This is a genomic window from Amycolatopsis sp. NBC_00348 (genome assembly GCF_036114655.1).
Lineage (GTDB): Bacteria > Actinomycetota > Actinomycetes > Mycobacteriales > Pseudonocardiaceae > Amycolatopsis.
In genome coordinates this window covers 1,999,221-2,017,024 of sequence record NZ_CP107994.1, presented here as the reverse complement: position 1 = coordinate 2,017,024, position 17,804 = coordinate 1,999,221, and the positions used below count along the sequence as shown (strand labels likewise).

The following is a 17,804-nucleotide window of genomic DNA, read 5'->3' as shown; positions in this document are numbered from 1 at the left end:
GGGTCTGCCGCGGCTGGTCGTGAGTGTTTAGGAGGGTTCTAACCCTCCTAAACACTCACGACCTTGACCGGCGGTCTCGAGCGGAGCCTGGGCCGGGCCCGGGGCGCGTGGCCTCGGGCGGGTGATCGGCGCCACCGAAGTGGACATACGTGGCCCTCGCGTCACTCGTTCGCTCTACCATCGCCCGCGGAGGTGGGGCGTGGAGCCGTTGGGTCCGGGTGAACCGGCGCAAGCCGGGCGGTACCGGCTGCTCGCTGCCCTCGGCGAGGGCGCCATGGGGCGCGTGCTGCTCGGCGTGGCGCCCGATGGGCGGCTGGCCGCCGTCAAGCGGGTGCACCGGCAGTTCGCGCACGACGCCGGGTTCCGGGAGCGGTTCCGGCGCGAGGTCGACGTCTCGCGGCTCGTCTCCGGCGCTTATACCGCCGCCGTGATGGACGCCGATCCCGACGCGGCCACGCCGTGGCTCGCCTCCGTGTTCGTCGCCGGGCCGTCGCTGCAGGACGCCGTCGACGCTACTGGGCCGCTGCCGGTGGACGCCGTGCGGCAGCTCGCCGCCGGGCTGGCGTCGGCGCTCGCCGGGATCCACCGGGCCGGGCTGGTGCACCGGGACCTCAAGCCCAGCAACGTCCTGCTCGCCGAAGACGGCCCGCGCGTCATCGACTTCGGCATCGCCCGCGCCGCGGAGGGCGGCACCGACCTCACCCACACCGGCGCGATCCTCGGCTCGCCCGCGTTCATGTCGCCGGAACAGGCCGAGGGACGGCCGCTGACGCCGGCGAGCGACGTCTTCTCCCTCGGCGCGCTCCTCGTCCTCGCCGCGACCGGGCGGAGTCCCTTCGCCGGGGCGTCGGCGCCGCAGTCGCTCTACAACGTCGTCCACACCCACCCCGACCTGCGCGTCCTCCCGCCGGACGTCCGCGCCCTCGCCGAGCCGTGCCTCGCCAAGGATCCCGCGCAACGGCCGTCGCCGGCGCAGATCCTCGAGTTCCTCGGCCCGCTGCCGCCCGTCCCCCGCTCGTGGCCACCCGCCGTCCACGCCCTCATCGCGCAACGCCAGGCCGAGGTCCGGGACGCCCTCGCGAAACCGCCGAAACCGCGGCGGCGCGGCCTGCGGATCGCCCTCGCCGCCGTGGCCGCGGTCGTCGTGATCGGCGGCACGATCACCACCGTCGCGCTGACGAGGAACGCTCCCGCGACGACCGCGAGCCCACCCACCACTGCAGTGACCACGACGACGTCCGCGCCGAACCCGGATCCCCTCGGCCCGGACCGCCTCCGCGGCGTCGATCTCTGCAAGGTCCTGCCGTCGGCCCCCGGCGTCGGCACGCTCACCCCCAAGATCGACGTCCACCTCTTCAGCTGCACCTACGAGACCGCGCGGCGCCAGTGGCTGGACCTGACGATCGGCGGCCCGGTCGCCGCGAAGGGCACGCCGGCCGGAGACCTGGACGGCCTGCCGCTGAGCGTCGAGGAGAAGGCCGGTGGCTGCACCGCCGCCGTGCCGGTGGCGGACCGCGCGGACACCACCATCGGCGTCGAGGCCGAGGGCTCGGCCGAGAAGTTCGACAAACCCTGCGACGTCGCGAAAGCCGCGCTCGGCGAAGCGCTGAAACGCCTTCGCGGCACCACGGCGGCCCCGCCGGCCGGCAGCCTCGCCGCGGTCGATCCCTGCCCGCTCGTCCCGGCCGCCACCGCCCGGCGGATCGTCGGGCCGGTCACCAAGGTCGAACCGCGCGGGCTGCACGAGTGCCAGTGGCACGTCGCGGGCGACGTCACGGTGACGCTCGAACGCGGCGTGCCGCCGTTCCGCACGACCGATTCGTACTACGACACGAGCACGACCGCCGACCTCGACGGCGTCACCGCGTTCGTCACCACGAAACGGGCCAACGCCGCGCGGGTCAGCTGCACCTACACCTGGCGGCACCGGCCCTACGACGACAGAACCTCGGAGAACGTCATCGTCGACTACACGACGTCCGCCAGCTCGCTCACCGTCGACGACACGTGCCGCCAGGCACAGGACTTCGCCAAGGCGGTCAAGTCCGGGCTGCCGAAGCCGTGAGGCCGCTGGAGCCGGGCGAGCCCCGGACCGCCGGCCGGTACCGCCTGGTCGCGGCGCTCGGCGAGGGCGGCATGGGCCGCGTCCTGCTCGGCGTGGCGCCGGACGGCCGGCTCGTCGCGCTCAAGCAGGTGCACCCGGAGTTCGCGCACAACGCCCGGTTCCGCGACCGGTTCCGGCACGAAGTGCAGGCGTCGCAACGGGTCTCGGGCGCCTTCACCGCGGCTGTCATGGACGCCGATCCCGACGCCGAGACGCCGTGGCTGGCGTCGGTGTACGTCACCGGGCCGTCGCTCAAGGAGGCGATCGACGCCACCGGCCCGCTGCCGGACGACGCCGTCCGGCGGCTCGCCGTGGGGCTCGCGTCCGCGCTGACCGAGATCCACCGGGTCGGCCTGATCCACCGGGACCTCAAGCCGGGCAACGTGTTGCTCACCGGCGACGGCCCGCGGGTGATCGACTTCGGCATCGCCCGCGCGGCCGAGGGCGGGTCCGACCTCACCGGCACCGGCGGCATCATCGGCTCGCCGGCGTTCATGTCGCCCGAGCAGGCGGAAAGCCGGCCGTTGACACCCGCGAGCGACGTCTTCTCCCTCGGCGGCCTGCTGGTGATGGCGGCGACGGGACGCGGCCCGTTCACCGGCACGACGACCGCGCAGATGCTCTACAACGTCGTGCACGCCGCGCCCGACCTGACCGGGCTGACGCCGGAGATCCGCGCGCTCGTCGAGCCCTGCCTGGCCAAGGATCCGGCCGGCCGGCCGACGCCCCAACGGATCCTGGACCACTTGGGCCCGGTGGCGCCGGGCACCCGGCCGTGGCCGCCGGCGGTGCACCGGCTGATCGAAGACCAGGAAGCCGCGGTCCGCACGGCGCTGTCCTGGCCGGTCCCCGAACCCGTGGCCCCGCCGGTCCCGCGGCCGCCGAAGCGGCGCTGGGTGCCGGTCACCGCCGTGCTGGCCTCCGCCTGCGCCCTCGCCGCGGGCAGCCTGATCGCGGTGAGCCTCTTCCGCGCGGACCCGCCGCCGCCGTCGGCGAACCTCGACCCGACGAGCCTGGACACCTTGCGCCGCACGGATCCCTGCAAGGTGCTCGACGGCGTCTCGATCACCGGCGTCGGCAAGCTGCAGGCCCAGGACACGCTGTACTTCGACCGCTGCGACTACCGGCCGCGCACCGGCGGGAAGGTCACGCTGAAGCTGGGCGACCAGTTCACCCTGGAAGGCGGGAGCCCGGCCGGGGACCTCGACGGCCGGCCGGTGCTGCTCAGCAAGGTCGGGGGCAGTACCTGCGACGCGACCGTCCAGCTCCCGGCGCAGGCCGAGCTGGGCGTGACGGCCATCGCCGACACCTGTGACCTGGCGAAGACCGCGCTCGGCGAGGCGGTGAAGCGGATCAGCGCGGGCAACGACCGCTACGACCTCGCACCCGGGACGTTCCTGGCGCTGGACCCGTGCGCGGTGCTGGACAAACCCGCGGTGGCGCAGGCGGTCGGCCCGGTCCGCCAGGTCGCGCTGACCGGGCTCCGCGAGTGCGAGTGGACCGCGACGACGTCGCTGAAGCTGTCTTTCGAGAAGCTGACCGCCGGCGTGCCCGACGCCGGGACGCCGGTCGACCTCGGCGGGCGGCCGGCCACCCAGCGGGCGCTCGGCGACAGCTGTTTCCTCACCTGGGACCACCGGCCCTACGACGCGGACCAGGTCGAGCACGTCCGGATCTTCACGTCGAAACCCGGCGGCTCCTGCGACGCGGCCGTCGCGTTCGGCAAGGCCCTGGTCGCGAAGCTGCCGAAAACCTGACCGTGGTAGCTTGGTGACAGGCGAAGTGAAGCGTCGGAACGCTTCGCCTGTCACGACTGTGACTCCCTTGGCGCGCCAGGTACCAGTTGCCTGCCGCGCGAGGTGAGCCGTCGTTCGCTTCCTCCCGCGGCAGCTGAGCAGGAGGACCATCATGACCACTTTGGTGATCGGCGCCCGCGGGAACGTCGGGCGGCGCGTCGTCGACCAGCTCCTCGCCGCCGGGGAGCCCGTGCGCGCGTCGGTGCGCAACCCCGCGACCGCGGACCTGCCCGCCGGCGTCCCGGTCGTCGCGGCCGACCTGACCCGGCCCGCCACCCTGACCGAGGCCCTGCGCGGTGTGCGGCAGGTCTTCGTCTACGCGCCGACGGACGGCGCGGACGATTTCGCCGCCGCGGCAAGGGAAGCGGGCGTCGAGCACGTCGTGCTGCTGTCGTCGGGCAGCGTGCTGCTGTCGTCGGCGAACGGCAACCTGATCGCGGAAGAGCACCGCGCCGTCGAACAGACGATGGCGGCTTCGGGCCTGCGCTGGACGCCGATCCGTCCGCTGGTGCTGGCGACCAACGCGCTGAACTGGGCCGACGCCATCCGGGACGAGGGCGTGGTGCAGCTGGTGCACCCGGAGGCGAAGACCGCGCCGATCCACGAACGCGACGTCGCGGCGGTCGCCGTCGCGGCGTTGCTGGGGCACGGCTCGGCGGACGGGATGCTCACGGGTCCGCGGCTGTTGTCGCAGCGGGAGCAGGTCGAGCTGATCGGCGCCGCCGCCGGGGTGCCGGTGCGGATCGAGGAGCTGTCGGAAACCGAAGCGCGCCAGCAGTTCGGGCAGTTCGAGAAGCCGGCGGTCGTCGACGCGATCCTCGCGTTCATCGCCAACGCGGCCCGCGGCGGCTCACCGGCGACCGACACCGTCGAGCGGGTGCTCGGCCGGCCGGGGCTCGGGTTCGAGCAGTGGGCCGCCGAACACTTCCCGCTCGCCTAGGCGCTGCCGGAGTGAGTCTGCGCGCGAAGACCGCGAGCAGACTCACTCCGGCAGTGCCTACACTCGGTGGCGTGACCGAACTCGCCACGACCAGACGATCGATCCACGGCGTCGCCGAACTGCTGCTGGCCGGACCGCAGCACCGGGCGGCGGGCCGGATCGAGCTCCGGGTGGTCGACGGCGGGTTCGCCACGGTCGTCGCGCCGGCGCTGCGGCTCGACGGCGACGAGCTGGTGACGAACTCGGTGCGCGTCCCGCTGGCCGGCCGCACGTACCTCGACGTCGCGGCGTCGGCCGGGTTCACGGCGGGCGAGCCCGAGGGCGTCTACTCGGGCGGCCCCGGCGTCCGGCTCGACGAGACGATCACCCTCGACGCCTCGGCGCTGACGACGTTGCTGCAGGGCTTCGCCGACGGCGACCGGGCGCTGCGGGAGTTCGCGCCGGACGCGACGCCGGTGCTGTGGCCCGAGCACTTCGACGTCGCGATCACCGTCGACGAGGTCAACTACGGCGTCTCCCCCGGCGACGGCTACCTGGGCGAGCCGTACGCGTACGTCGGGCCGTTCGAGCCGAGGGAAGGCGAGTTCTGGACCGCTCCCTTCGGCGCGGCCCGGCCCCTGAGCGAACTGGACGGCGCGATCACGGAGTTCTTCCGCACCGGCCGGGCGAACCTCTGACGCGGGGGCCACGGCACCCGTGTCGACCCCGCAATCACGCGAGTCGGCTCCCCAATCACACGTGTCGGCGTTCCACGCACGCTCGGCCCGTGATGGAACGGTCAGCCCGCGTGATCGGAGAGTCGACACGCGTGATGGAAGGGTCGACACGCGTGATCGGAGGGTCGACACGCGCTGGCCCAGCGTCGTCCGGAACCCGGCCAGCATGATGCCAAGCGCCTAGCGGAAGTCGTCCTCGACCGTTGAGCCCGCTCGCGCAAGCCCGCGGTCATCAGCGGGAACGGGAAGCTCTCGTCCGCGATCGCCGCGGCTTCCTAGTCCGCCGCACCAGGTCTTCGGCCGCCGCGGCCCACTGGGGGAATTCGAACTCGAAGCCCGCGTCCAGCAGCCGGCCCGGCACCACCCGGCGGCTCTTCAGGAGCAGTTCCGTGTCGCTGCGCAGGACGAACGCGCCGAGTTCGGCCATCCAGCGGGTGGCGGGCAGCCCGAACGGGACGCCCGCCGCCGCGCGCAGGGCACGCAGGAAGTCGCGGTACGGCAACGGTTCCGGCGCCGCGAGGTTCACCGGGCCGCTCAGGTCGTCCCGCGCGATCAGCAGGTCGATCGCGCGGAGCAGGTCGTCCTCGTGGATCCACGACAGGTATTGCGCGCCGCCCGCGACCGGGCCGCTCAGCCCCAGCCGGGTCAGGCGCAACAACGCTTCGAACGCGCCGCCGGGCTCCGGGCTCATCACCATCGACGTCCGGAGCGCGACCTTGCGGGTCCGCGGCGTCTCCGCCCGTTCCTGCTCCCGCTCCCACGCCCGCGCGATGTCGACGCTGTAGCCCCAGTAGGCGGGCGCGTCCGGCTCGGCGCCGCCGAGCACGCCGGTGGTTTCGTCGTTCGGCGCGTCGAAGCGGTGGGCGTAGATCGTCGCCGTGCTCATCTGCAGCCAGACCCGCGGCGGCGCCCCGGCGCGTTCGATCGCCCCGCCGACGACACGCGCCGAGTCGGTCCGGGACGTCATCATCTCCCGCAGGTTCGCCGCCGTGTAGCGGCAGTTCACCGACCGGCCGGCGAGGTTGACGACGACGTCGCTGCCGTCGATCTCTCCGGTCCAGGCGCCGGGGGTGCGCCCGTCCCACCGCACGCTCCGCGTCCACGGCCCGGGCCCGCCGGCCCGGCTCAGCACCACGACCTCGTGTCCCCGCTCGGTCAGCGCCCGGCTCAGCACCCGGCCCAGATGGCCGGAGCCACCGGGCAGCACCACCTTCATGACGTTCCCCCTTCACGGTCGTCCCTCTGTGACCGACCGTACCGGAAGAGTTGAACGCGTTCAAATATGGTCCTGAGCAGTGACGAGATCGAGGAGCGTGCGCAGCGCCCGGCTCGGCGGCTTGGCGCTCGCGGAGACGAGGTTCAGCGGCCAGTCCAGGCCCGCGCCGGCCAGTGGCAGCGCGACGACGTCCACCTCGCCGGATTCGGGCACCTCCGGGATGACCGCGATCCCCAGGCCGGCCCGGACGTACCCGGGCACGGTCCGCAGGTCGGCGACCTCGACGGTGACGCGCCGGGGCGAGCCCAGCGCTTCGTAGGCGCGGTCGACGAGGACCCGGTTGCCGAAGCCGCGCGGCATGTCGACGAACGACTCCCGCGCGAGGCTCTCGAGCCGGATCTCCCGCTCGCGCGCCAGCGGGTGGCCGTGCGGCAGCAGCGCGACGAACAGCCGGGATTCGAGGGCCCGGACGTCCAGCCCGGGCAGGTCGACGCCGGGCAGCCCGACGAGCGCGGCGTCGAGCCGGCCCTGGCGGACGTCCTCGGCCAGGCCGGTCGACCCGGTGATCGACACCGTGACCTGGATGTCCACCAGTGGGTAGCGGCGGTGGAACGCGCCGAGCAGCGCGGGCAGGTCGACGCTCCCGATCGCCGTCAGCGTGCCGATCCGGAGGCTGCCGCGCAGGCCCGCCGACGCCTCCTGGACCGTCGCGCGGGCCCGCTCCACCGCTTCGATCGCGGCCTTCGCCTCGGGCAGGAACACGACGCCGGCCGCCGACAGCGCGACCTTGCGGGTGGACCGGTCGAACAGCCGGGCGCCGAGCTCGGTCTCCAGGGCCCGGACCGCGGCCGACACGGTGGACTGCACCGCGTACAGGCGCTGGGCGGCCCGGGTGAAGCTGAGCTCCTCGGCGACGGCGACGAAGTACTCCAGCTGACGCGTCTCCATACGAGCCAACTTATCGCTCGAAGCGATAACTGGCACCATGACTCTTCGTTGGACTTGGTGAGTCAGCAGGGTCATGGTGGAAGGCGGAAGATCCGTAGACCAGGAGGTCAGCATGTCCGCCACCATCACCCCGGCCCGGCCCGCCGCGCGCCTGCGGGTGAGCCACGGCCTGGGGTTCCGCATCATCGCCGTCGCCTTCGCGACCGCGCTCGCGTTCTCGACCGTCCCGACCCCGCTGTACGCGCTCTACCAGCAGCGAGATGGCTTCCCCACCTTCGTCGTCACCGTCGTCTTCGCCGCCTACGCGGTCGGGGTGATGCTGAGCCTCTACCTGGCCGGGCACGTCAGCGACTGGCTGGGCCGCCGCCGCGTCATCCTCGCCGGGCTGCTGGCCGAGGCCATCGCCGCGGCCCTGTTCCTGCTCTGGCCGGACGTGCCGGGCCTGATCGTCGCCCGGCTGATCAGCGGCGCCGGGATCGGCGCGCTCACCGCGACCGCCACCGCGCACCTGTCCGAGCTGCGCGCCCAGGCGAACCCGGACGCCGACCCCGGCCGCTCCGGCCTGATCACGACCGTGGTCAACGCCGGCGGCCTCGCCATCGGCCCGCTCGTCGGCGGTTTCTTCGCCCGGTTCGCCGACCAGCCGCTGCGCACGCCGTTCACCGTCTTCCTGGTGGTGCTGCTCGTCGAGGCACTCGCGGTGAGCCTGGTGCCGGAAACCGTGGAACGCCGGGAAGAGCGGCCCGCCTACCGGCCGCAACGGCTCTCCCTGCCGCCGGCCGCCCGGTCCGAGTTCACCGGCGCCGCGATCGGCGTGTTCGGCGCGTTCGCCATCAGCGGCCTGTTCATGGCGCTCGCCCCCGCGCTGCTGGCGCAGGAACTGCACCAGACGTCCCGGCTGCTCGCCGGGATCGCGCCCTTCGTGATGCTCGGCAGCGCCGCGCTCGTCCAGATCGTGTTCGCCCGCGCCGGCACGCGACCCCAGCTGCGGTCCGGGTACGTGCTGATGGGCACCGGCCTGGTGCTGCTGGCGGTGTCGGCGTTCACCGCGTCGCTCCCGCTGTTCTTCGTCGCGGCCGTGCTCGGCGGGTCCGGGTTCGGCCTGGGCTTCCGGGCGGGCGTCGGCACCGTCGCCGCGCTCGCCGACCCGCTCACCCGCGGCGAAGTCCTGGCCGCGTTGTTCCTCGCCGCCTACGCGGGCCTGGTCCTGCCGGTGCTGACGACCGGGCTGGCGATGCTCTGGCTGCCCGGCTCGGTCGTGCTGGCCGGGTTCGCGGTGCTGGAGCTGGGGTTGATCGGCTGGTCCGCGCGGCGCACGCTCGCCTGAGGCGGGCCTAGAGTCGGGGGACGCCAGCCGCGTCAGGAGCCGCCGATGACCACCCCGCCGATCGTCACGGGCGCCGACGGCTCGGCGGAGTCGCTCGACGCCGTCCGGTGGGCGGCGCGGGCGGCCCGGCTGCACGACCGGCCCTTGGAAATCCGGCACGCGCTCGACTTCCCGGCCCTGCTCGCCGGCGGCGAGGTGCCGCCGCCCGAGGAGATGCTGGACACGTTGCGCGCCCGCGGCCGCCGCGCCCTGCGGACCGCGCGGGAGCTCGCGGCCGCGCAGGGCGTGCCGGACGCGGTCACCCGGCTCGACCCCGACCGCGCCGCGCAGGCCCTGATCGAGGTGTCGTGGACCGCCGCGCTGCTGGTGGTCGGCGCGTCCGGACGCGGCCGCTGCGCCGGCCCGCTCGCCGGGTCGGTCGCCGCGGCGGTCGGCACCCACGGGCACTGCGACACGGTGGTGGTCCGCGGCGACCGCTGGGACGAGCCGGGCACCGGCGGCCCGGTCGTCACGGGCATCGACGGCGGCGACGCCGGGACGGCCGTCCTCGCGACGGCGCTGGCCGAAGCCCGGGCCCGGCAGGTGCCGCTGGTGGTGCTGCACGCGTGGGCCGACGAACCACCCGCGGAGCCGGCCCCCGAGGCTGTCGTCGAAGCGGGGCGCCGGCTGCTGGCGGAGCAGGTCCGGCCCGGCGACGTCGAGGACGTCCAGGTGGAGCGGGTGGTGGTCCCGGCGCACCCGCGGCGCGAGCTGGTCGAGCGCAGCGCGGCGGCCCAGCTGGTCGTGCTGGGCGACCGCGGCCGCGGCGGCTTCCCGGGGCTGCTGCTGGGCTCGACGGCCCAGGCGCTGCTGCACCACGCGGGCTGCCCGGTCCGCGTGGTCCGCACGGCGCGACCGCCGGTCCGGCCGTAGCTTGGGCAGGTGATCGCTCCTCTCGCCGACCTGGCCGACGTCGTCCTCGACCGGACGGCGGCCGGCTACACCCGGTTCGGCTACCTGCTGCGCCGGCCGCACTGGCGCCCCGGCGACCCCGCACCCGGGGCGTTGCAAGGGAAAGTGGCCCTGGTGACCGGCGCGGGCTCCGGGCTGGGCCAGGCGTGCGCGACCGAGCTGGCGCGGCTCGGCGCGTCCGTGGTCATGCTCGTGCGCGACCTCGACCGCGGCGCGCCCGCGCGCGACGACGTCCTCGCCCAGGTGCCCGGCGCCGACGTCCGGCTCGCGCACTGCGACCTGTCGAGCCTGGCCTCCGTCCGCGCCTGCGCCGCCGAACACCCGCGCGCCGACGTCCTGATCCACAACGCGGGCACGCTCCCGCGCGAGCGCTCGGAAACCGAGGACGGGCACGAACTCACCCTCGCCACCCACGTCCTCGGCCCGCTGCTGCTCACCGAGCTGCTGCGACCGGCGCTGCGGGACGGCCGGGTGATCTTCATGTCGTCGGGCGGGATGTACACCCAGCCGCTCGCCGCGGACGACCCCGAGTACCGGACGGGCACCTACCGCGGCGCGGTCGCCTACGCCCGCACGAAACGGATGCAGGTCGAGCTGACGCCGGTGCTGGCGCGGCGCTGGGGCCTGGCCGTGCACAGCTGTCACCCGGGCTGGGCCGACACCCCCGGCCTGACCGGGTCGCTCCCGCTGTTCCGGCGCGTCACACGGCCGTTCCTGCGCACGGCCGCGCAGGGCGCCGACACCGCCGTCTGGCTCGCCGCGACCGAGCCGGCCCCGGACGCGGGCCGCTTCTGGCACGACCGCCGCCCGCGTCCGGAGCACCTGTTCCCCCACACCCGCCCCGACGACGCACGAGTGCGGAAGCTGCTGGCCTACTGCCTCGAAGCCACCGGTCTCGAAGCCACCGGCCTCGACGGGTAGCCGCCGAAGCCGGTGGCCGCGCTCAGCAGCTCGAGTGCTGGATCGTCTTGAAGACGTCGACCGCGCTGAACAGCGCGGCGTCGTACTTGAAGTGCGCGGTCCAGTTGTAGCGCGGCGGCGGGTTGCCGTCGTTCATCCTCGGGCTGTCGAACGTGCCCGCGGAGAACAGCTTCGTCCCGGCCGTCGTCTTGAAGTCGAAGCTGGAGTGCCAGATGTCCCCGCTGTGGGTCTGGAACGTCAGCGTGGTCGCGCTCCAGTCGCCGGTGCCGTCCGAGCGCAGGACGATGGTGCCGTTGTCCTGCTCGCAGTCCCCCGCGTGCAGCTGGCCCCAGGTCGCGCTCTTCACGTCGAGCACGGCGGCGGTGCCCGCGGGCGCCGCCTGCGCCGCCGGCGCGGCGGCCAGCAGGGCCGCCCCCGCGGCGGCCGTCGCCAGAACCGTGCTCAGACCCCGGATCGTGTGCCTCATCGAATTCCCTCCTGTGTGGTGATTCCCGCTGTTCGGCGGGACGTGGCCGAGCTTCACAGCGCCCATCGACAGTCCATCGACAATCCACCGACAGCCCGTCGACCACGACCTGGCGCCTGCGACGTATCCCGCGCGCCGCGTCCTGCTCCTGTAGACCAAGCGCGGACGCGTCCGTGCTTGGAGGGGCGGGAATGAGCACGCGTGGGGTGGATCTCGGGGTCCTGGGGCCGTTCGAGGCCGGGATCGGCGGCGAACCGGTGGACGTGGGCGGGCCGCGGCTGCGCACGCTGCTGGCCGTGCTGGCCGCGGACGCCGGCCGGGTCGTCAGCGTCGGTGCGCTCGGGCGGGCGCTGTGGGGTGACCGGCCGCCCGACCAGGTCGACCGGACCGTGCGGACCTACCTTTCGCGGCTGCGCCGGACTTTCGCGCCGCCACTGCTCCTGACGAGGCCACCGGGGTACGTGCTGCACGTGGCCCCGCAGGCCATCGACGCGGTGCGCTTCGAGCAGCTCGCCGGGGAGGGCAGGCGGGCGCTCGCCGCGGGCGACCACGGCACCGCCCGCACGCAGCTGACCACCGCGCTGGACCTGTGGCGCGGAGCCGCGTACGGCGAATTCGACGGCGTCGAAGTGCTGGCCGCCGAGGGGGTGCGGCTGGAGCGGGTGCGGCACAACACCGTGCAGGACCGGATCGACGCCGACCTGGCCGCGGGCGAGGACACCGGGCTGATCGGCGAGCTCGAGGTGCTGACCGCCGCGTTCCCGGGCCACGAACGGCTCTGGGGGCAGCTGATGACCGCCCTCTACCGGGCCGGGCGCCAGGGCGACGCCCTGGAGGTCTTCCGCCGCGCCCGCCACGACCTCGTCAGCGCGTCCGGCCTGGAGCCGTCACCCGTCCTCACCGAGGTGCACCGGCGTGTCCTCGCCCACGACCCGGGCCTGCTCGCGGTGCGGCCGCGGGAGGTGATCACCGTCCCGGACGCCGGCTCGCTCGGCGCCGGGGAGCACGCGCTGCTCGAGGAAGGCGACCTGCGGACGAGCCGGACGCACTTCGAGGACGCCTACCGCCGGGCCGAGCTCGACGGCGACGTCGACGCGCTCGGGCGGGCCGTGCTCGGGCTGGGCGGGGTGTGGGTGCACGAGCACCGGACGTCGGCCGCGTCGACGACGCTGCTGACCCGGCTGCGGCAGGTGCTGGACCGCGTCGACCCGGCGTCGCGGCTGGGCCTGCGGCTGCGGATCCGGCTGGCCGGCGAACAGGACTACGAGGACGGCGCGCACGAGCGGATCCTCGCCCTCGCCGCGGAAACCCGGGCGGGTGGCGATCCCGTCGCGCACGCCGAGGCGCTGAGCCTGGCCCACCACTGCCTGCTCGGCCCGGACCACGTCGCGCTGCGCCAGACGCTCGCCACCGAGCTGATCGGCGTCAGCGGGCCGTCCGGGCGGCGCACCGACCTGGTCATGGGCGTGGTGTGGGACACCGTCGACCGGTTCCTGGCCGCGGACCCGCACGCCGAACGGCGCCTCGGCGAGCTCGAAGACCTCCTGGCCGCGCGGAAGCACCTGGCGGCCGGGTTCGTGGCCGCGTCGCTGAAGGTCATGCTGGCGATCCGGGCCGGCCGGTTCGCCGAGGCCGAAGCCGGCGCGCAGGCCTGCGCCGAGCTCGGGCAGGTGGCCGGCGACCCCGACGCGCTCGGCTGGTACGGCGCGCAGCTGGTGGCGATCCGCTGGTTCCAGGGCCGGCTGGCGGAGCTGGTGCCGGTGCTGGACCGGCTGATGCACTCCCCCACGCTCAGCCCGATCGACAACTCGTACTACGCGGCGCTGGCCGTGGCCGCCGCGTACGCGGGCGACCGCCGGACGGCGGTGGGCGCACTGGCCCGCCTGTCCGGCGACGACCTGGGCGCGCTGCCCCGCTCCAGCACCTGGCTGCTTTCCCTGTGCGGCGTGGCGGAAACGGCGTACCTGGTCGACGACGCCGAGACGGCGGCGCGGGTCTACGACCTGCTCCGCCCGTTCGGCCACCTGCCGGTGATGGCGAGCCTCGCGGTCGCCTGCTTCGGCTCGGCCCACTCCCCGCTGGGCACCGCGGCACTGGCCATGGGGGACGCCGACCTGGCCGTGACGCACCTGCGAGCCGCGGTCCGCCACAACCTCGCGTTGGCCCACTGGCCCGCGGTGGTGTTCTCCCGCCGCAGGCACGCGGAAGCTTTGACCCGCCGCGGCCGCCCGGGCGACGCGGCGGCGGCCGACCGCGAGCTGGCCGCGGCCGAGGAGGAGGCCCGCGCTCTGGACGAGCAGCTCACGTCGCCATGCCGGTGACCAGCGACGCGACCGCCAACGCCAAGTAAGCGCCCGGCGCGCCGAGAGTGCTCAAGGCGTGGGCCCGCACGTGCGCCCCGATCGCGCCGACGAAGACCGCCGGGGCGACGCGGCGGCCGCCAGCTGGCCGCGGCCGACGAGGAAGCCCGCGCCCTCGATGAGCAGCTCACGTCGCCATGCCGGTGACCAGCGACGCGACCGCCAACGCCAGGTAAGCGCCCGGCGCGCCGAGGGTGCTCAAGGCGTGGGCCCGGACATGCGCCCCGATCGCGCCGACGAAGAACAGCACCAGGCCGATCGCCGCGGCTGTGCCCACGGCCGGGAACCCGGCCAGGCCCGCGGCGAGCCCGGCCGCGCCGGCGAGTTTCAGGATCCCCAGTGCCGGTACCCAGCCGGCCGGGACGTCGACCGCGGCGGAGCTGGCCAGCACGAAACGGGCGCGGAGCACGTCGGCGACGCCCATTCCGGCGTTCGCCGCGATGGTCACGAGGGTGATGACGAGATGAACGGTGGTCATCGGCGAAGTCCTTGCCTGGGAAGCAGTTACGCCTCCACGACGGCCGGGCCGCGCCGAAGGTGACTCAGCGCTCGGCGGCCTGCGCGATCTCCCGGTCGCCGTTCGCCCAGGGCCCCTCCAGCCGGAACAGCGAACTCAGCGCCGCGAGATCGAGCGCCCGCCGCACCACGCTCGAGGGCCGGACCACCAGTTCGATCCCGGCGTCGGCGCACCGGGTCCGCAGCCGGGAGAACGTCGCCATCCCCGTCACCCCGCAGAACCCGACGCCGGTCAGGTCGGCGACCAGCCGGTACGGCCCCTCGGCCACGGCCCGCTCCAGCTCGGCTTCGAGCATCGGCCGGGTGGACATGTCGACCTCACCCGTCACGGTGACGCGCAGGACGCCGGGCGCGCGCCCGGACCTCACCACGGTCAGCATCAGGCCCGTCGGGTCTGGGGCGGGCGTCTCGGTCAAGGTGGGGCTCCCTCCGGCTGCGGATGATCACCGCCTACCCGGTCGCCGGGCGTCCGAAACCTCGAACCGGGCCGGCACACCCGGCCAGGTCACCAGGTCCGAGCCGGTGACGATGTCGGGCAGGCCGTCGTGGACCTCGTACTCGCGCCCGAGTACTCGATGGAGGTGCCGCCGTGGCGAGCAGTCCGAAAAGGACAAGGCCGTGAACGCGTCATCGCTCCCTGGGTCGCTCGCCGATTTCGTCCAGCAGGCCGCGGATCCCGACGGACTCGCCGGTGATCAGCGACCGGTTCGCGGCCAGCCCGGTGAGCAGCGCGCGCAGGCCGTCGTCGTGGTCGGCCGCGCAGCCGAGCGGGTCCGGGTCGGCGTCGCCGAGCAGCTCGGCGAGCATCCGCTCGTCGCCGCCGCCGTGGCCCTCCCCCAGCCGGACGTCGAGCACGACCTCGGGTGCCGCCCAGTGCCGTTGCACGGTCAGCCGCGCCCGGGCGGGGCGGTCCGGCGCGCCCGCGTGGACGTTTTCCCGGACGTCGAGTTCGAGGCGGCCCTCGCTGCCGGCGAACGCGACGCGGTAGCCCTCGCGCGGCGAATAGGCGTGCAGGTGGTAGTTCAGCACCACGCCGTTGCGGTGGCGGACGAGCACCGACAGGTCGTCCTCGATCGTGACGCCCGGGGAGAACACGTTGCGGTCGCGCAGATAGCCGTCCTCGGCCTCGGCGTCCCGGTACAGCGCGCGCAGCCGGGGCGAACGCTCGAGGTCGAGGGCGAAGGGGTCGTCGCGCGCCGCCGGCTCGCCGGTGCCGCGGGCGTACCCGGTGGCGTGGCCGTGCCGGCGGCCGTTCTCCTCGCCGTAGAAGACGAGCCCGCCCAGCGCGAACACCGTCTCCGGGCCGCTGCCGAGCCACCAGTTGACGAGGTCGAAGTGGTGCCCGGACTTGTGCACGAGCAGGCCGCCGGAGCGGTCCTTGTCGCGGTGCCAGCGGCGGAAGTAGTCGGCGCCGTGCGCGGTGTCGAGCAGCCAGCTGAACTCGACCGAGCCGACTTCCCCGATCGCGCCCGCGGCGAGCAGCTCGCGCACCCGGCGGTGCACCGGGTTGTAGCGGTAGTTGAAGGCGACGCGCACCGACCGCCCGGTCACCCGCCGCGCCGCCAGGATCAGCCGGGCGCCGTCGACGTCGGTCGTCATGGGCTTCTCGGTGACGACGTCGCAGCCCCCGCCGAGCGCGCCCGCGACGTAGTGGGCGTGCGTGTGGTCCGGCGTGCACACCACGACGACGTCCACCCGTTCCTTGACGAGCATGACGGCGAAGTCGTCCGGCCGGTAGCACGGCACGGACGTGCCGAGCCAGCCGTTGTGGACGCGCATCCGCGTCTCGTTGCGGTCGCAGAACGCGACCAGCTCCGCTCGGGGCGACTTCGCCAGGGCCCGCGCGAACAGCTCGGCGCGCGAGCCGAGTCCGACGATCGCGTACCGCGTCATGCCGGGCACCCCCAGGGCAGGTCGAGTTCCGAGAACAGGGCGAGCCGGCCGGCCGCGTCGTCGACGGCGGCGTCGACACCCGCTACGACGAACCGGTCCCCGTCCCGCTCGGCGGGGAGCGGACGCGGTTCCGGGGCGCCGCGCACGGCTTCGACGAACGCGGTGAAGGCGCGGGTCTCCGACAGCGGCGCGAGCAGCGGGACCCGGTCGCGGACGTGCCGGACGAGGTTGGTGAGCAGGTCCTCCGGCGGGCCCACCTCGATCGGCCGATCGCCGAGGAGGACACGATCGGTCTTGTAGTGCCAGCGGATCCGGCCCGCGGTCCCGTGGACGAGCACGTACGGGTCGTGGTCGGCCTCGGCGGCGAGGGTGGCCGCGACGACGACGTCCGGCGCGTTCGTGAAGGTGAGCCGGGCGCAGGCCGTGTCGTCGCACTCGATGTCGCGCGCCCGGTACAGCTCGACGGTGATGCCGGCCGGATCGACGCCGGCGGTGCCGTCGAGCAGCAGCGCGGAGGCGACGGCGTGGGCGAACGGGTTGGTCAGCGACCCGTCGCCGAGGTCGCGGCGGCCCGCCCACGCGGCCCGCCGGTAGTACTCGTCCCGCCGGATCCACGCCCCGGCCCCGCTGACGCCGGTGACCGCGCCGATCTCGCCGCGGGCGATCGCCGCGCGGATCACCGGGATCGCGGCGGACCCGAAGCTCTGGAACCCGGTCTGGACGGCCCGGTCCCGCCGCGCGAGTTCGTCGAAGGCGGCCAGGTCGAGCACCGGCGGTTTCTCGACGAGCACGTCGCAGCCGGCGTCGAGGGCGAGGCGCGCGAGCAGCAGGTGCGTGCGGGGCGGGGTGGCCACCACCGCGATCCCGGCGCCGGTGCGGGAGAGCAGCTCGGCGGGGTTGTAGGTGACGAGCGCGTCGTCCGGCAGCAGGTCGAGGGCTTCCGCCGGCGGGTCCCGGACGTCGCAGGCGCCGGCGAGCACGATCTCGCCGCGGTCGTGCAGCTCCCGCGCCTGGCGCAGGTGGGTGAGGGCGTACCCGGCGGTGCCGAAGACGACCACGCTGGGCGGCTGGCTCATCGACGCGCGCCGGTCGCGACCGCGGCCAGGCCCAGCGGGCCCGCCACCACGAGGGCCAGCACCGGCAGCATCCACACCAGCACGGCCGACAGCGCCACGGCCACCGCCACGAGCAGCGCTTTCCCCGGCGCCCCCACGGACTCACGAGCCGCCGTCACGACCGCCCGGCGCCAGGTCTGCTCGGAGGAACCGACCACCGCGCACGTCCGCACCGCGACCACCACACCTGCCGCGGCGAGCACCCACAACACCGGCCGGAGCACCCCGGCGCCCGGCATCGACGCCGCCACTTCGAGGTCCACCGCGGCCAGCACGACCGCGGCACCACACGCCACCGCGAACGCCACCCCACCACGAGCGGTGCGGCGGAAGTCCGCCCAGAACGTCGTCCACAGTGGACGGCCGATGCCGTGCCGGGCCCGGTCCAGGGCCTGGCAGCCCGCGGCGAACGCGGGCGGTGCGGTCAAGACCGGCACCGAAGCCAGCGCGACGAGCAACCCCACCAGCAGGCAGTCGGCGAAGTCGCCCAGCCCGGTGCGCCAGTCCACCCGCCGCACGGCCGCTTTCGACACGA

16 protein-coding genes are annotated in these 17,804 nt (G+C 74.5%); 8 read left to right on the top strand and 8 right to left on the bottom strand.

Annotation, left to right across the window (positions count from 1 at the left end):
• The first annotated feature begins 199 nt into the window (after window positions 1–199).
• From OHS58_RS09050 to OHS58_RS09035, 4 genes are all read left to right on the top strand, one after another.
• On the top strand, window positions 200–2,065 hold the full coding sequence (locus tag OHS58_RS09050; RefSeq protein WP_328647871.1) for a serine/threonine-protein kinase: 1,866 nt from the start codon (window positions 200–202) through the stop codon (window positions 2,063–2,065).
• The gene (locus OHS58_RS09045) at window positions 2,062–3,861 is read left to right on the top strand and encodes a serine/threonine-protein kinase (RefSeq protein ID WP_328647870.1); all 1,800 of its coding nucleotides are present in this window, start codon (window positions 2,062–2,064) and stop codon (window positions 3,859–3,861) included. The genes OHS58_RS09050 and OHS58_RS09045 overlap by 4 nt, the downstream gene beginning before the upstream one ends.
• Before the next feature lie 151 nt (window positions 3,862–4,012).
• A complete protein-coding gene (locus OHS58_RS09040) occupies window positions 4,013–4,840 on the top strand; it encodes an NAD(P)H-binding protein (RefSeq protein WP_328647869.1) in 828 nt (275 codons plus the stop codon).
• A 71-nt stretch (window positions 4,841–4,911) separates the two neighbouring features.
• Window positions 4,912–5,517, top strand: coding sequence for a hypothetical protein (locus tag OHS58_RS09035; protein ID WP_326952770.1), 606 nt, complete (start codon window positions 4,912–4,914; stop codon window positions 5,515–5,517).
• 271 nt (window positions 5,518–5,788) lie between these two features.
• Here the strand turns inward: OHS58_RS09035 and OHS58_RS09030 are convergent, their stop codons facing one another.
• Together OHS58_RS09030 and OHS58_RS09025 are read right to left on the bottom strand one after the other, a co-directional pair.
• Window positions 5,789–6,772, bottom strand: a complete 984-nt coding sequence (locus OHS58_RS09030; protein ID WP_328647868.1) for a TIGR01777 family oxidoreductase — start codon at window positions 6,770–6,772, stop codon at window positions 5,789–5,791.
• Between the two features lie 60 nt (window positions 6,773–6,832).
• Window positions 6,833–7,720: a LysR family transcriptional regulator gene (locus tag OHS58_RS09025; RefSeq protein WP_328647867.1), complete on the bottom strand. Its 888-nt coding sequence runs from the start codon at window positions 7,718–7,720 to the stop codon at window positions 6,833–6,835.
• A 112-nt stretch (window positions 7,721–7,832) separates the two neighbouring features.
• Here OHS58_RS09025 and OHS58_RS09020 point away from each other — a divergent pair, with 112 nt between their 5' ends.
• The 3 genes from OHS58_RS09020 to OHS58_RS09010 are packed head-to-tail and all read left to right on the top strand — an operon-like array spanning window position 7,833 to window position 10,919.
• Window positions 7,833–9,047: an MFS transporter gene (locus OHS58_RS09020; protein ID WP_326950309.1), complete on the top strand. Its 1,215-nt coding sequence runs from the start codon at window positions 7,833–7,835 to the stop codon at window positions 9,045–9,047.
• A 45-nt stretch (window positions 9,048–9,092) separates the two neighbouring features.
• Window positions 9,093–9,959 (top strand): universal stress protein, encoded by an 867-nt coding sequence (locus OHS58_RS09015; protein WP_328647866.1) that lies wholly within the window; start codon window positions 9,093–9,095, stop codon window positions 9,957–9,959.
• Between the two features lie 9 nt (window positions 9,960–9,968).
• Window positions 9,969–10,919 carry an SDR family NAD(P)-dependent oxidoreductase gene (locus OHS58_RS09010; RefSeq protein WP_328647865.1) on the top strand — a complete coding sequence of 317 codons (951 nt, stop codon included), beginning with the start codon at window positions 9,969–9,971 and terminating at the stop codon, window positions 10,917–10,919.
• Between the two features lie 22 nt (window positions 10,920–10,941).
• Here the strand turns inward: OHS58_RS09010 and OHS58_RS09005 are convergent, their stop codons facing one another.
• The gene (locus tag OHS58_RS09005; RefSeq protein WP_326950312.1) at window positions 10,942–11,385 is read right to left on the bottom strand and encodes a DUF6294 family protein; all 444 of its coding nucleotides are present in this window, start codon (window positions 11,383–11,385) and stop codon (window positions 10,942–10,944) included.
• A 191-nt stretch (window positions 11,386–11,576) separates the two neighbouring features.
• Here OHS58_RS09005 and OHS58_RS09000 point away from each other — a divergent pair, with 191 nt between their 5' ends.
• On the top strand, window positions 11,577–13,706 hold the full coding sequence (locus tag OHS58_RS09000; RefSeq protein ID WP_328647864.1) for an AfsR/SARP family transcriptional regulator: 2,130 nt from the start codon (window positions 11,577–11,579) through the stop codon (window positions 13,704–13,706).
• Window positions 13,707–13,872: 166 nt separating this feature from the next.
• Here OHS58_RS09000 and OHS58_RS08995 read toward each other — a convergent pair whose 3' ends face one another.
• The 5 genes from OHS58_RS08995 to OHS58_RS08975 all read right to left on the bottom strand — a co-directional run bounded on the left by OHS58_RS08995 (window position 13,873) and on the right by OHS58_RS08975 (window position 17,802).
• Window positions 13,873–14,223: a DoxX family protein gene (locus OHS58_RS08995; protein ID WP_328647863.1), complete on the bottom strand. Its 351-nt coding sequence runs from the start codon at window positions 14,221–14,223 to the stop codon at window positions 13,873–13,875.
• Between the two features lie 64 nt (window positions 14,224–14,287).
• Window positions 14,288–14,677, bottom strand: a complete 390-nt coding sequence (locus tag OHS58_RS08990; protein ID WP_326950315.1) for an STAS domain-containing protein — start codon at window positions 14,675–14,677, stop codon at window positions 14,288–14,290.
• 211 nt (window positions 14,678–14,888) lie between these two features.
• Window positions 14,889–16,154: a Gfo/Idh/MocA family protein gene (locus OHS58_RS08985; RefSeq protein WP_328647862.1), complete on the bottom strand. Its 1,266-nt coding sequence runs from the start codon at window positions 16,152–16,154 to the stop codon at window positions 14,889–14,891.
• Entirely contained in the window at window positions 16,151–17,230 is a 1,080-nt protein-coding gene (locus OHS58_RS08980; RefSeq protein ID WP_328647861.1) for a Gfo/Idh/MocA family protein, read from the bottom strand. The genes OHS58_RS08985 and OHS58_RS08980 overlap by 4 nt, the downstream gene beginning before the upstream one ends.
• Window positions 17,227–17,802, bottom strand: a complete 576-nt coding sequence (locus tag OHS58_RS08975; RefSeq protein WP_328647860.1) for a hypothetical protein — start codon at window positions 17,800–17,802, stop codon at window positions 17,227–17,229. The genes OHS58_RS08980 and OHS58_RS08975 overlap by 4 nt, the downstream gene beginning before the upstream one ends.
• Window positions 17,803–17,804: the final 2 nt, after the last annotated feature.

Excerpts from the sequence above, each read along its gene's own strand:
- OHS58_RS09005 (WP_326950312.1), bottom strand. The coding sequence starts at position 11,385 with ATGAGGCACACGATCCGGGGTCTGAGCACGGTTCTGGCGACGGCCGCC.
- OHS58_RS08985 (WP_328647862.1), bottom strand. The coding sequence starts at position 16,154 with ATGACGCGGTACGCGATCGTCGGACTCGGCTCGCGCGCCGAGCTGTTC.
- OHS58_RS09020 (WP_326950309.1), top strand. The coding sequence starts at position 7,833 with ATGTCCGCCACCATCACCCCGGCCCGGCCCGCCGCGCGCCTGCGGGTG.
- OHS58_RS09040 (WP_328647869.1), top strand. The coding sequence starts at position 4,013 with ATGACCACTTTGGTGATCGGCGCCCGCGGGAACGTCGGGCGGCGCGTC.
- OHS58_RS08995 (WP_328647863.1), bottom strand. The coding sequence starts at position 14,223 with ATGACCACCGTTCATCTCGTCATCACCCTCGTGACCATCGCGGCGAAC.
- OHS58_RS09000 (WP_328647864.1), top strand. The coding sequence starts at position 11,577 with ATGAGCACGCGTGGGGTGGATCTCGGGGTCCTGGGGCCGTTCGAGGCC.
- OHS58_RS09025 (WP_328647867.1), bottom strand. The coding sequence starts at position 7,720 with ATGGAGACGCGTCAGCTGGAGTACTTCGTCGCCGTCGCCGAGGAGCTC.
- OHS58_RS08980 (WP_328647861.1), bottom strand. The coding sequence starts at position 17,230 with ATGAGCCAGCCGCCCAGCGTGGTCGTCTTCGGCACCGCCGGGTACGCC.
- OHS58_RS09030 (WP_328647868.1), bottom strand. The coding sequence starts at position 6,772 with ATGAAGGTGGTGCTGCCCGGTGGCTCCGGCCATCTGGGCCGGGTGCTG.
- OHS58_RS09015 (WP_328647866.1), top strand. The coding sequence starts at position 9,093 with ATGACCACCCCGCCGATCGTCACGGGCGCCGACGGCTCGGCGGAGTCG.